Raw genomic sequence first — 14,028 nt, forward strand, 5'->3', positions numbered from 1 at the left:
TTCTCCGCGTGCGCTCCGAATGACCGCCGGTGGGGTACAGACCCCCGAGCGGCGGAGGCGCGGCGAGGGCACCGTGGGCGTCATGAGCCAATACGACAAGAAGAACCCGGTCGACCTCTACCCCGCGCCGCCGTTCCCGAAGCAGGAGCAGTCGCTGCCGGGCGAGGCCTGGAAGATGGACCCCAAGCCCGACCACGGCGAGACCAGCTACGTCGGCAAGGAGCGCCTCACCGGCTTCCGCGGCGTCGTCACCGGCGCGGACTCGGGCATCGGTCGCGCCGCCGCGATCGCGCTCAGCCGTGAGGGCGCCGACCTCGTGCTCAGCTACCTTCCCAGCGAGCAGAAGGACGCCGAGGAGGTGCGCGACCTGCTCGAGGGCGAGGGGCGCAAGGCCGTCCTCGTCCCCGGCGACATCTCGGACGAGCAGTACTGCAAGGACCTCGTGCAGAAGGCCGTCGACGAGTTCGGCGGGCTCGACACCCTCGTCATGGTGGCCGGTCGGATGAAGAGCAACGACGACATCCTCACGCTCACCACCGAGGACATCGACTCGACCATCAAGACCAACGTCTACTCGCTGTTCTGGCTGACCCAGGCCGCCATCCCGCACCTCGAGCCCGGTTCGTCGATCGTGACGACCGGCTCGGTGCAGGGCACGCAGCCGAGCCCGGACAAGATCGACTACGCGCTCACCAAGGGTGCGATCGGCGTCTTCACCTCGGGGCTCGCGCAGCAGCTCGCGCCCAAGGGCATCCGCGTCAACCAGGTCTCCCCCGGCCCGGTCTGGACGCCCCTGCAGCCCGGCTCCGACGACGCCGAGACGGTGTCGGAGTTCGGCGGCCAGGCGCCGTTCGGTCGCCCCGGCCAGCCCGCCGAGCTCGCCGCCGCGTACGTGCACCTGGTGAGCCCGGAGTCGAGCTACACCTCGGGCGCGACCATCACGATCGCCGGAGCGATGCCCGCGGTCTGATCCGCGCCTCCTCGGCTCCGTCGTCCCGACGACGCCACGGCCCGTCGTCCCGCCCCGCGGGGAGGCGGGCCGTGGTCGATCCGGCGGGTCCCCGTCGTCGGCGGCGGGTCGGCGCCGGCCCGCCGCCGACGACACGGACCCACGGCCGGGTAGAACGAGGAACACACGAGACAGGGAGGCGCGCGATGGCGGGCAAGGGACGCGGCGAGACGGTCGAGGTCGGCGGGCACCGGTTGCAGCTGACGAACCTCGACAAGGTGCTCTACCCGGACGCCGGCACCACCAAGGCCGACGTCCTGGGCTACTACGCCGCCGTCGCGGAGTGGATGCTGCCGCACGTCGAGGGGCGGCCGGCCACCCGCAAGCGCTGGGTGAACGGCGTCGACGGCGAGGTGTTCTTCGAGAAGAACCTGCCCGACTCCGCGCCCGACTGGGTCGCCCGGCACACCCTCGAGCACAAGGACCACGCCAACGTCTACCCGATGGTGAACGACGTCGCGACGCTCACCTGGCTGGCGCAGGTCGCCGCGCTCGAGGTGCACGTGCCGCAGTGGCGGTTCGGCCCGAAGGGGGCGCAGCGCAACCCCGACCGACTGGTGCTGGACCTCGACCCGGGTGAAGGCGTCGGCCTCGCCGAGTGCGTCGCCGTGGCGCAGCTGCTCAAGCCGATCGTCGAGGGCATGGGCCTCGAGCTGATGCCCGTGACGAGCGGCAGCAAGGGCGTGCACCTGTACGCCCGGCTCGACGGGAGGCAGACCAGTGCCCAGGTCGGCGAGGTCGCCCACGAACTGGCCCGTGCGATGGAGGCCGACCACCCCGACCTCGTGCTCAGCACCATGGGCAAGGCCGACCGCCGGGGCAAGGTGCTGCTCGACTGGTCGCAGAACAACGGCAACAAGACGACGGTCGCCCCGTACTCGCTGCGGGGTCGGTCCCGGCCGACCGTGGCGATGCCTCGCACCTGGCGCGAACTCGCGTCGAAGACCCTGGCGCAGCTCGAGTACACCGACGTGCTCTCGCGCCTGAAGCGGCGCGGCGACCCCCTGGCCGACGTCTCGGCGCACGTGCCGGTGCCCTCGGGCGAGCTGGGCGAGGACTTCCGCAACACCGAGGCCCCCGACCACGACCCCTCCGAGAAGGTGCGCGACCGCCTCGAGGTCTACCGCTCGAAGCGCGACGCGTCGAAGACCGCCGAGCCCGTGCCCGCCGAGGCCCCTGCCTCGACCGACGGCACGAGCTTCGTCATCCAGGAGCACCACGCCAGCTCGCTGCACTGGGACTTCCGCCTCGAGCACGACGGCGTGCTGGTCAGCTGGGCGTTGCCGAAGGGCGAGCCCGACGACCCGGGCACGAACCACCTCGCCGTCCAGACCGAGGACCACCCGCTCGAGTACGGCACCTTCGAGGGCACGATCGCCAAGGGCGAGTACGGCGCCGGCGAGGTGACCATCTGGGACTCCGGCGAGTACGAGCTCGAGAAGTGGCGGGAGGGCAAGGAGGTGATCGTCGTGCTGCACGGCGAGCAGCGCGGCACCCGACGCGTCGCGCTGATCCACACCGGCCACGGCGGTGGGCGGGCGGAATCGAACTGGCTCATCCACCGCATGAAGGACGACGCGGGCGACGTCGGCTCGCACGACGGCGCTTCCGTCGGCAATTCAGGAGGACGACCGCATCGAGCCCGGAAGACGACCGAAGACGCGCGATCCCCTGAGTTGCCGCCGTCCGCGCGGGCGAATCGGCGAGGCGACGCCGGCAAGTCCTCACGCGCGGCGCACGCGACCGGCGGCTCCCCCGGAGGGTCGGGCCGCGCCTCCTCGGCTCGCGACGGGAAGCAGGAGTTCCCGGCACCCGACCCGGTCGCGCCGATGCTGGCGACGACCGGCGACGCGCACGACGTGTCCGAGGGCGGGTGGGCGTTCGAGATGAAGTGGGACGGCATCCGCGCCGTGGCGGTCGTCCACGACGGCGCGGTCACGCTGACCAGCCGCAACGGCAACGACCTCACCCCGGCCTACCCCGAGCTGCAGGTGCTGGCGGAGCGGGTCGACGGCGAAGGAGGCGCGGTGCTCGACGGCGAGATCGTGGCCGTCGACGAGAAGGGTCGCCCCGACTTCGGCCTGCTCCAGACGCGCATGGGGTTGACGCGGTCGCGCGACGTGGCGCGAGCCGCCGCGGGCGCGCCGGTGAAGCTGCTGCTGTTCGACGTCATGCGGGCCGAGGGGCGCTCGCTCGTGAAGGACGAGTACGACGACCGGCGCGAGGTGCTCGAGCGGATCGTCGAGAGCGGCGGGGCCGTCGACGTGCCCCCGGCGTTCGACGGGGACCTGGAGGCGGCGGTCGCCACCTCGAAGCGCCTGCGACTCGAGGGCGTGGTCGCCAAGCGGCGCGACGCGACCTACAGCGCCGGTCGACGGTCCCGCGCCTGGATCAAGATGAAGCACCACCAGACGCAGGAGGTCGTGATCGCGGGCTGGCGCCCCGGTGCCGGCCGGAGGGCCGACGGCGTCGGCTCGCTCCTGATGGGCGTGCCGGGCGAGGACGGGCTGCACTACGTCGGCCGGGTCGGCACGGGGTTCACCGACCGCGAGCTCGACGAGCTGTTGCCGGCGTTGCGCGCGGCCGAGCGGAAGACCAGCCCCTTGGTGGGCGTGCCCGCCGTGGACGCCCGCGGCGCCCACTGGGTCACCCCGTCGCGGGTGGGCGAGGTGTCGATCGCCGAGTGGACCTCGACCGGGCGGCTGCGGCAGCCGAGCTGGCGCGGGTGGCGGCCCGACAAGTCGCCGGACGACGTCGTCCGCGAGGGGTGAGGCCGGGCCGTCGGACGACGGGGCATCGATCGGCGCCCGTCGGGTGTTGAGTGCAGCATGAGCACACCTCCCCCGGCCGCGAGCGACGCCGCGACCCTGCGCGGCAGGCGGGTCGTCCTCGTGGTCGCCGTGCTGGCCTCGTTCGTGGCGTTCCTCGACGGCTCGATCGTCACCGTGGCGCTGCCCGCGATCGCCCGCGAACTCGGCGCCGGGACGGGAGGCGGCGCGACGGCCGACGACGGCGCGGGCCTCGCCCTGCAGCAGTGGGTGGTCGACGCCTACCTGCTGACGCTCGGGTCGCTCATGCTCGTGGCCGGCTCGCTCAGCGACACGTTCGGCCGGGTGCGGGTGCTGCGCGCGGGCCTGATCGGCTTCGCCGTGACGAGCGTGCTCGCCGCCCTCGCCCCCGACCCGGGCCTGCTGATCGCCGCCCGGGCCCTGCAGGGCGTGACCGCGGCCCTCCTCGTGCCGAGCAGCCTCGCCCTCATCACCTCGACCTTCAGCGGCCCCGCTCAGGGCAAGGCCATCGGCAGCTGGACGGCATGGACCGGCGTCGCGTTCCTGATCGGTCCGCTGACCGGGGGCGCGCTCGTCGACACGCTCGGCTGGCGCTGGGTCTTCGCCGTCGTCGTCGTGCCCGTCGTCCTCACCCTCGTGCTGATGACCCGGTTGCCCGGCGACGCCCACCGGGGGCGCGACGGTGCTCCCCCGCGGGTCGACGTCGTGGGCGCCGTGCTGGCCGCGGTGGGCCTCGCCGGACCGGTCTTCGCGCTCATCGAGGGGCAGCGGGTCGGGTTCGGCACCTGGTTCGTCGTCACGCCGCTCGTGGTCGGCCTCGCCGCGCTGGCCGCCTTCGTCTGGTGGGAGCGCCGCTCACCCGCTCCGATGATGCCGCTGACGCTGTTCCGGACCCGCACCTTCACCGTCGGCAACCTGGCCACCGTCGGCATCTACGCGGCCCTCAGCCTCGGCACCCTGACCATCCCCCTGGTGGTGCAGGAGCTGGCGGGTCTGACGGCGACCCTGGCCGGGCTCGTCACCCTGCCGACGACGATCGTGTCGCTGCTGTTCTCGACCCTGTTCGGCACGCTCGCCGCCACCCACGGCCCGCGCCCGTTCATGACGGTCGGGCCGCTGATCACGGCGAGCGGATTCCTCTGGATGCTGCTGGTCGCCGATCCGATCGACGTCTGGTGGCAGGTCGTGCCCGGCGTGGTCCTGTTCGGCTTCGGCCTGTCGGTGACCGTGGCTCCGCTCACCTCGACGGTGCTGTCGCAGATCCCGGCCGGCCAGTCGGGCATCGCCTCCGCCGTCAACAACGCGATCTCGCGCGTGGCGGGGCTCGTCGCGGTCGCGTTCCTCGGAGTCATCGCCGGAGGCGCGCTCACGGTCGGCGGGTTCCATCGCGTCGTGATCGTGGTCGCCGTGCTGCTCGGGGTGAGCGCCCTGGTGTCGTTCGTCGGTCTGCGCGACCGCACCCGCGCCTCCTGAGGGCGCCGGCGCGAGGCGACCAGCCGGACGCGACCAGCCGCACGCGACCAGCAGGAGGCGCGTCGTCAGGCCCCGAAGCGGCGCCAGGACGCGTCCTGCTGGGCCAGGCGGCGCAGGGCGAGCAGGAGCGGCTCGACCAACACGGTGCCGAGCACGACGTACTGCACCGCGGCGTCCACCGAATCGACCGGGATGCCCGCGATCTCGGCCTCGGCGACCTCGGCCATCGACCGCGCGTAGCCGTCGAGCGTCCCGTCGGGCAGCTCGAACCCCGCGGCCTCGAGTCCGTCGACCGCGACCTCGAGGGCGGCGAGCACGTCGGCCGACCCCGGATCGATCGTCCACCCCCACCCGGCCACGAGCGCTTCGGCCCGCGAGAGGTCGACGCCCTCGGGGGCCGTCGTCGTGACGGCCGACTGGGCGACGCCGAGCACCTCGGCGACCGTCTCGTGCTCACCGTCGAGCTGCCCGAGGACGGCGCGCGCGCCGGCGACGCTGAGCCCGCCCGCGCCGAGCAACGCCCGGACGAGCCGCAGCCGGCGCACGTGGTCGTCGCCGTACCGGGCCTGCGTGGCGCTGGTGCGCTCGCCCTCGGGCAGCAGCCCCTCGCGCAGGTAGTACTTGATCGTGGCGACCGGCACCCCGGTCGTCTCGGCGAGCTGGGAGATGCGCACGGACTGCCCCTTGACATTGGATAGCGCGACTCTCCAATATTGGAGAGCGCCACTATCCATCTAAGGAGACATCATGTCGAGAGTCAACCCGGGCCGCACCACGCACGAGCACGACGGCGAACTCGTCGTCTTCCTGATCGGCATGACCGTCAACCGCTGGTGGCGGCCCGACCAGTGGGGGCCGGTGTTCGCGGCGATGGGACCGATGCTCACCGAGTTGTTCCGTGATCCCGAGAGCGGGCTCGCGGGCATGAGGCTGACGCTCGGACGCGGCGGGCCGGTGCTCGTGCAGTACTGGACCTCGCTCGAGAAGCTCTACGCCTTTGCCAGCTCGCCGCAGCAGGCGCACCGGCCGGCCTGGACGGCGTTCAACCGTCGGGCACGCACGGCCCCGGGGGCCGTCGGCATCTGGCACGAGACCTTCGTGGTCGAGCGCGCCGAGAGCATGTACGTCGGCATGGCACCGTCGGGGCTGGCCCGGGCGACCAGGTCGGTGCCGGTCGGTCCGCGCAGCGACACCGCGCGGGCCCGGGCCGCGAGCGGCCGGACCCCCGGCGCCGCGTCGGCCTGACGCCGCGTGCCGCCCCGCCGCGCCGCGTCCGTCACCGCACCGCGTGTCGTGCACCGCACCCGGGCGAGACGAGGTGCCGTGCACGGGACGCGGTGCGTTGTCGGCCGGTCGCGTCAAGCCCCCACGGGCCCCATTGCCCTCGAGTCGCCTGTGACCCTACGATGAGCCAGACGTGAGCCGCCCTCGTTCGGGGGTGGCTCCAGCTCTGTCGTGAGACAGCCGTGATTACAAGGGAGTAATCGTGTCCGCTGCCCCTGCCCGCTCCTCCTCGACCCCTCGGTCGCGAGCCCCGCGCCGTCCGCGCCGCGGTCTCGCGCTCGCCGCCGGGACCGCCGCCGCGGCGCTGCTGCTCAGCGGCCTGCCCGCGATCGCCGCGCAGGCCGCACCGGTCGACCTCGCCCGCTTCGGCACGGTGACCGCCTCGGCGAGCCAGGCCGACGGCGACGGCACGTTCCCCGCCGAGGCCCTGATCGACGGCGATCCGGCGACCCGCTGGGCGAGCGGCAACGGGCCCGACGAGGACGTCGAGTTCACCGCGTCGGTGATCGTCGACCTCGGCGGCACCGCCCGCGTCGACGCGATCGGCCTCGACTGGGAGGCCTCGTACGCGACCGACTACACGGTCGACGTCACGTCGGGCGACCCGACCCTGCCCGCGAGCTGGACCACCGCGCAGACCGTCGCGAGCGACGGCGGCCGCGACGACGTGACCCTGTCGACGCCCACCGAGGCCCGCTACGTGCGCGTCAGCATGCTGCACCGCTCGGCCGCGACCTGGGACCCGGCGCGCCCCCACTTCTACGGCTACTCGGCCTTCGGCCTGCAGGTCTTCGGTGAGGCCGAGACGCGCTCGGTCACCTTCGACCGGTCGACCGCGACCGTCGCGGCCGGCCAGACCCTGACCGCGGGCCTCAGCCTGACCGGTCCGAGCGACGAGCCGGTCACCGTCCGGGTGCGCTCCACCGGCGGCACGGCGGTGGCGGGCACCGACTACACGGCGCTCGACGAGACCGTCACCTTCGCGCCCGGCGAGACCAGCGCCTCCGTGGACCTCGTCACGACCTCGACGGGCGCCCTCACGCCCCGCAGGTCGATCGAGCTGACCGCGTCCGAGCCGAGCGACCCGACGGTCGTCGGCACGCGGGCCACGCTCACCGTCGCGCTCACCCCGACGGGCACCCTGCCGAACGTCGGCGCGACCACGGTGCTCGACGACTTCGAGGGCGGCGTGCCGAGCGGCTACTTCGGCTGGGGCCAGAGCCCCGCCGTCACCCCGACCCTCGAGACCGGGGAGGCGCAGCGCGAGGGAGCGACCGGCGTCCAGGCCCTGCGCGTCACCGTCGCCGGCCCGACCACCGCCGAGAGCTGGTTCGGCTTCTCGCACGACGTCCCCGCCACGGACTGGAGCGACCACGACGGCTTCTCGTTCTGGTTCAAGGGCGCCGCCTCGGGCCTGCCCCTCCGCTACGAGCTGAAGAACGGCGACGGCGCCCTCTTCGAGCAGACCGTCGTCGACGACAGCGCGGACTGGAAGCAGGTCAGCGTGCTGTTCGCCGACCTCCGTCAGAAAGGCCAGCCGTCCAGCGACCTGCGCTTCGACCCGTCGGCGTCGACCGGCTTCGCCGTGACCCTGACCGGCCTCGGCGCGGGCACCTGGCAGGTCGACGACGTCGCCCTCTTCGAGCGCGCGACGATGATCGAGGACTTCGAGGGCGACGTCCCGCTCGGCACGACGGCCGACCCGCTCGGCTTCTTCACCTGGGGTTCGCCCGCGCCGCTCGAGCCCACCATCAGCCGCGACGTCACCGTGCAGGAGCGCGACGGCCGCGCCGACAACCACGTGCTGAGCGGCACCTCGTCGATCCCGGCCGGCGGCTACGGCGGCCTCAGCCACAACCTCGCCGACAGCCAGGACTGGTCGAGCTACCAGGGCCTGCGCTTCTGGTGGTACGCCTCGCAGGCGAACAACCCGGCCTCCCCGACGGCGGGCGCCGACATCAAGGTCGAGATCAAGGACGGCGACCCGGCCGGCGGCGACACCGCCGAGACCAGCGAGCTGTGGGCGACGACCTTCAAGGACAACTGGGGCAGCAGCACCAGCCGCTGGAAGCTCGTCGAGCTGCCCTTCTCGGCGTTCACGCCGTCCGGCTACCAGCCGGGTGACGCCGCGACGACGAACGGCACCCTCGACCTGGCGAGCGCGTTCGGCTACTCGTTCACCTTCACCCCGGGCACGCCCGCCCCGGTCGGCTACGCCCTCGACGACACGCAGCTCTACGGCACCCCGGCGAGCGCCGCGTCCGTCACGGTCGACCCGTCGCAGGACGTCTACCTGGTGGACGCCGGCGGCTCGGTCGAGATCCCGCTGACCGTGACGACGGCGGGTGACGAGCCGTTGGCGTCGGACGTTTCGGTCGACTGGTCGACCGCCGACGGCACGGCCGTCGAGGGCACCGACTACGACGCGGCCTCGGGCACCGTGACCTTCGCGGCGGGGACCGCCTCGGGGACGACGCAACCCGTGACCGTGTCGACCCGCGCCTCCTCGGGGGCCGCCGAGTCGAAGGAGTTCGCGGTCACGCTGGCCTCGACCACGGCGAAGGTCGGTGACGGTCCGCGCGTCGTGATCGGCGCGCACGACCTGCCGTACCTCGACCCGTCGCTGCCGACGGCCGACCGCGTCGCCGACCTGCTCGGCCGCATGACGCTCGACGAGAAGGTGGGCCAGATGGCGCAGGCCGAGCGGCTCGGCCTGTCGTCGCCGCAGGACGTCAGCGGGCGCGCTCTCGGCTCGCTGCTGAGCGGTGGCGGCTCGGTGCCCGAGGGCAACACCGCGGTGGCCTGGGCCGACATGGTCGACGCATACCAGCGCGAGGCGCTGTCGACGCGCCTGCAGATCCCGATGGTCTACGGCGTGGACGCCGTCCACGGCCACAGCAACGTGGTGGGCGCGACGATCTTCCCGCACAACACCGGCCTCGGCGCGACCCGCGACCCGGCCCTCATCGAGCGGATCGCCGAGGTCACGGCGACCGAGGTGCGCGCGACGGGCGTGCCGTGGACCTTCGCCCCATGCCTCTGCGTGTCCCGCGACGAGCGGTGGGGCCGCAGCTACGAGTCGTTCGGCGAGGACCCCGACCTGGTGCGCACCTTCGCCGCCCCGTCGGTGATCGGCCTGCAGGGTGAGGACCCGACCGACATCGGCGGCGCCGACGAGGTGCTGGCCACGGCCAAGCACTGGGCCGGAGACGGCGGCACGAGCTACGACGAATCCGTGGCCGGCACGGGTGCGTACCCGATCGACCAGGGCGTCACGCACGCCGACTCGCTCGAGGACTTCACCCGGCTGCACGTCGACCCGTACCTGCCGGCACTCGAGGCGGGCGTGGGCACGATCATGCCGTCGTACTCGGCGGTCGACCTGGGCGACGGGCCCGTGCGCATGCACGAGAACGCGGCACTGAACGACGACCTTTTGAAGGGCGACCTGGGGTTCCAGGGCTTTCTGATCAGCGACTGGGAGGGCATCGACAAGCTGCCCGGCGGCAGCTACGCCGACAAGGCCGTGCGCTCGGTGAACGCCGGGCTCGACATGGCGATGGCGCCGTACAACTACGGCGCGTTCATCGACGCGATCGTGGCGGCCGTCCGCTCCGGTGACGTGGCCGAGTCGCGGGTCGACGACGCCGTGCGTCGCATCCTCACGCAGAAGTTCGACCTCAACCTGTTCGAGCAGCCGTTCGCCGACCGCACCAACGTCGACGGCGTCGGCTCGGCCGAGAACCGCGCCGTCGCCCGTCAGGCCGCCGGCGAGTCGCAGGTGCTGCTGAAGAACGCCGGAGGCGCGCTGCCGTTGGCCGCGGACGCCGACCTGTACGTGGCCGGCTCCAGCGCGGACGACCTCGGCCGCCAGATGGGCGGCTGGACGATCAGCTGGCAGGGCGGATCGGGCGACACGACGACGGGCACGAGCATCGCCGAGGGCATCCGTGAGGTCGCTCCCGGCGCCTCGGTCACCCTCAGCCCCGACGCCTCGGCACCGATCGGCGCCGGTCAGACCGGTGTCGTCGTGGTCGGCGAGCGTCCATACGCCGAGGGCCAGGGCGACGTGCCGAACAACGGCTCGAGCCTGTCGCTGACGGCCTCCGACCAGGCGATCGTCGACGAGGTCTGCGCCGCTGCCGCATCGTGCGTGGTGCTCGTGGTCTCGGGCCGACCGCAACTGCTCGGCGACGTCGTGAGCGTCGCGGACGCGGTCGTCGCGTCGTCGCTGCCGGGCTCCGAGGGTGCGGGCGTCGCCGACGTGCTGTTCGGCGACCGACCGTTCACCGGGCGCCTGCCCGTGACCTGGGCGGCCCGTGCCGACCAGGTGCCGATCAACGTGGGCGACGCCGACTACGAGCCGCTCTACCCGTACGGCTGGGGCCTGCGCACCGACGGTGCCCGCGAGCGTCTGGAGGCGCTGGTCGCCTCCCTGCCCGAGGGCGCCTCCCGAGCGGCGGTGCAGGCCGTGCTCGACGCCGACGTGTGGGACGGCGACGGTGCCGTGACGGACGCCGCCGCCGCGCTGCGCCTCCTGCTCGCCGCCGTCGCCCCGGTCGGCGGGACAGACCTCGGTGCGATGTCCACGGCGGACACCCTCGTGTCGGTCGCCCGCGACCTCGCCCAGCAGGCGATGGTGGACGGCACGGCGGTCGACGGGTCGGAGGCCCTGACGGCCGACGCCGAGAACGCACTGCAGCGCGGTCTGCCGGACGTGGCGCTGGCCGGGTTCGCGACGGTGCTCGGCATCGACCTGGACGTCGTCGAGCCGACGAAGGTCGTCGTGCCCGGCACGCTCGACCCCGCGACCGCCCGCCCGGGCGACACGGTGTCGATCACGGCGACCGGGTTCGTCGCCGGGGAGGACCTCGCGGGCACCGTGTTCTCGGAGCCGCAGTCGATCGGTGCCACGACGGCCACGGCGGCCGGGGTCGGCGTGCTGCGGTTCGTCGTGCCGGCCGACCTCGAACCCGGGACGCACGTCGTCGAGCTCGAGGGGACGGGACAGATCGCCCGGGCCACCCTGACGGTGCTCGCCGCGGCGGTGCCGGGCGACCCGGGGACGCCGGGTGGCGGGACGCCGGGCACGGGCACGCCGGGCACGCCGGGTGGCGGCGGGTCGGGCACGGGCTCGGGCTCGGGCTCGGGCGGCACCGTCGTGGCGTCGCCGGTCGGGCTCGCCTGGACCGGCTCGGGCGAGTGGATCGGCATCGCCCTCGCGGCGTTCCTGATCGTGGCGCTCGGGGTCGCCCTGCGGCTGCGTCGGCCTCGCGACCGCGGCTGACGCGCCCCCGCCGCACCGCGCCTCCCCCCACGAACCCCGTCTCGAACGATGCACCCCGCTTCTTCCGGGTGCATCGTTCGGAACGGGGTTCGTCGTCGCGTCGGCGCTGCGTCACCTGAGCGCAGCCGCTGCTAGCGTCACGGGGTGCTCACCACCGACCGCCTGCTGCTGCGCCGCTGGCACGAGTCCGACCGTGCGCCGTTCGCGGCCCTCAACGCCGACCCCGAGGTGATGAGGTACTTCCCCTCGACCCGCACGCGTGCCGAGAGCGACGCCCTGGTCGACCGGCTCGACGCCGCGATCGAGGCGGACGGCTTCGGGCTGTGGGCCGTCGAGCGTCGCGACTCGGGCGCGTTCGTCGGCTTCGTCGGGCTGTCCCGTCCCACGTTCGACCCCGCGCTCGTGGGGCAGGTCGAGATCGGGTGGCGACTCGCCCGTGAGGCCTGGGGTCAGGGCGTCGCCACCGAGGCCGCCCGAGAGGTCGTCCGGTTCGCGTTCGACCCGTCCGGCGCCGACCTGCCCGCCCTCGTCAGCTTCACGGCGGCGACCAACGAACCGTCCCGCCGCGTGATGCGCCGCCTCGGCATGACGCACGACCCCGCCGACGACTTCGAGCACCCCGCCCTCCCGCGGGGCCACGCGCTCCGGCCGCACGTGCTGTACCGCCTGAGCCGCGCCTCCTGACCCGCGCCTCCTGACGCCACCGGCGACGCCGCTCCGGGCGACGGACCGCCGAGACAGGGGGTACGCGAGACGCGACGGGCCCCACCCTGTGGCCTACCCGGGCTCGACCCCGACCAGGCGGTCGTCCGCGTCCGCCGCGGCGAGCACCGTGCCCACCTCCGCCAGCGGGATCGTCCCGCCCACGAGCGACTCCAGCGGCCACCGCCGCCACGCCTCGGTCGCCCACGCCACGGACGAGTCGAGCCGCTCCGGCTCCGCGTCGCGCACGCCGCCGACCGTGACGAGCCCCTCGACCAGCCGGGCACCGCTCACGCCGACCTCCCCGCCGCGCGCTGCCGCCCCCGCCAGCACCACGACTCCTCCGACGGCCACCTGCTCGACCAGGGCCGACGCCGCCGCGACCCCGTCGAAGGCGAGCCCCACCGTGCGGTGACGCCCCGACCGGTCGACCGAGGCGAGCACGCGAGACAGGGCGCGCGGCCCGGTCGCCGCCCCGGGGTCGGCCACGGCGACGGCGCCGAACGCGCGCGACCGCTCGCGCCGCGCCTCCTCGGGGTCGACGACCACGACGCGCGCCCCGGCGTCCGTGGCCATCGCCGTCGCGACCAGTCCGACGGCACCCGCCCCCGACACGACGACGACCTGGCCCGCGAGTGACGGCACCCCCGAGAGTCCGAGCACCGAGGAGGCGCGGTGCAGCACCTCCGCGGCCGTCGCGGTCACGCCCGCCACCGGGGCGAGCACGGCCGCGGGCACGTCGTCGGCGACGACCACCACGGTGGTCCCCCGGCGCAGGTGCACGTGGCTCGCGACCGTGCCGGACAACTGCCAGCTGCGCCGCGTGCGCTCCTCGCCGTACCGCTCCCCCGAGACGCAGGCCGAGGTCAGACCCCGATGACACGGGACGCACCGACCGCACGCCACCGTGCCGGACCAGACGACGCGCATGCCGGGCCGCAGCCGTCGGCCGTCGTGGGCGCGGGCGTGCTCGTCGGCCTCGACGACCTGCCCGACCGCCGAGCCGCCCGGCACCACGGGCAGGCACGCCGCCCCCCGCTCGTCGAGGGAGCGCACCACGTCGAGGCGGACGGCCGTGAGCTCGACGGCGACCAGGGCGTCCCCGCGCGCGAGGCGCACCCCGGGCACGGCGATCTCGCTGAAGCCGTGTCCGCTTCCGACCCCCGTGCCGAGCCAGACCTGCGCCGACGCCGGCGGGTCGAGGCACACGTCGTGGCCGTCGAGCACGGGACGCATCGGGTCGACCCGCGGCCGCCCCGCCTGCGTCGCCCTCGACATCGTCCCCCACCCCTCGCACCCGGCCTCCGGCGCACGCCACGACCCTAGGCAGGGCGGGTGGCGGTCCGGCAAACCGCGGGCGTCCACCCGGTGAACGCGTGGCACCGTCGAGTGGGCGGAAGATGCCGTCCCCCACCCCGTGACCAGCATCTCCTGCCCACTCGGGCCCGGTCACGGCACCGGCACGGGCGCAGGAGGCGCGGCCC

At 74.0% G+C, this 14,028-nt stretch carries 8 protein-coding genes; 6 read left to right on the forward strand and 2 right to left on the reverse strand.

Annotated elements, in window-relative coordinates; translation table 11 throughout:
* Positions 1 to 82: 82 nt before the first annotated feature.
* The 3 genes from EDF21_RS14395 to EDF21_RS14405 all read left to right on the forward strand — a co-directional run bounded on the left by EDF21_RS14395 (position 83) and on the right by EDF21_RS14405 (position 5,271).
* Positions 83 to 970: an SDR family oxidoreductase gene (locus tag EDF21_RS14395; RefSeq protein ID WP_056049091.1), complete on the forward strand. Its 888-nt coding sequence runs from the start codon at positions 83 to 85 to the stop codon at positions 968 to 970.
* Between the two features lie 185 nt (positions 971 to 1,155).
* A complete protein-coding gene (locus tag EDF21_RS14400; RefSeq protein WP_123571821.1) occupies positions 1,156 to 3,780 on the forward strand; it encodes an ATP-dependent DNA ligase in 2,625 nt (874 codons plus the stop codon).
* A gap of 57 nt (positions 3,781 to 3,837) precedes the next feature.
* Positions 3,838 to 5,271, forward strand: coding sequence for an MFS transporter (locus tag EDF21_RS14405; protein ID WP_123571822.1), 1,434 nt, complete (start codon positions 3,838 to 3,840; stop codon positions 5,269 to 5,271).
* Between the two features lie 65 nt (positions 5,272 to 5,336).
* Here EDF21_RS14405 and EDF21_RS14410 read toward each other — a convergent pair whose 3' ends face one another.
* Complete coding sequence (locus EDF21_RS14410) at positions 5,337 to 5,945, reverse strand: MerR family transcriptional regulator (RefSeq protein ID WP_123571823.1); 609 nt, start codon at positions 5,943 to 5,945, stop codon at positions 5,337 to 5,339.
* A 73-nt stretch (positions 5,946 to 6,018) separates the two neighbouring features.
* On the opposite strand from EDF21_RS14410, the gene EDF21_RS14415 reads away from it, so the two are divergent.
* From EDF21_RS14415 to EDF21_RS14425, 3 genes are all read left to right on the forward strand, one after another.
* Positions 6,019 to 6,516 carry a DUF4188 domain-containing protein gene (locus EDF21_RS14415; RefSeq protein WP_123571824.1) on the forward strand — a complete coding sequence of 166 codons (498 nt, stop codon included), beginning with the start codon at positions 6,019 to 6,021 and terminating at the stop codon, positions 6,514 to 6,516.
* A gap of 241 nt (positions 6,517 to 6,757) precedes the next feature.
* Positions 6,758 to 11,842: a glycoside hydrolase family 3 N-terminal domain-containing protein gene (locus tag EDF21_RS14420; protein WP_123571825.1), complete on the forward strand. Its 5,085-nt coding sequence runs from the start codon at positions 6,758 to 6,760 to the stop codon at positions 11,840 to 11,842.
* Positions 11,843 to 11,986: 144 nt separating this feature from the next.
* Positions 11,987 to 12,526: a GNAT family N-acetyltransferase gene (locus EDF21_RS14425; protein WP_199736388.1), complete on the forward strand. Its 540-nt coding sequence runs from the start codon at positions 11,987 to 11,989 to the stop codon at positions 12,524 to 12,526.
* A gap of 93 nt (positions 12,527 to 12,619) precedes the next feature.
* Here the strand turns inward: EDF21_RS14425 and EDF21_RS14430 are convergent, their stop codons facing one another.
* Entirely contained in the window at positions 12,620 to 13,822 is a 1,203-nt protein-coding gene (locus EDF21_RS14430; RefSeq protein WP_158612928.1) for an alcohol dehydrogenase catalytic domain-containing protein, read from the reverse strand.
* Between the last annotated feature and the right edge of the window lie 206 nt (positions 13,823 to 14,028).

The sequence above is a fragment of the Frigoribacterium sp. PhB118 genome (assembly GCF_003751725.1).
GTDB lineage: Bacteria > Actinomycetota > Actinomycetes > Actinomycetales > Microbacteriaceae > Frigoribacterium.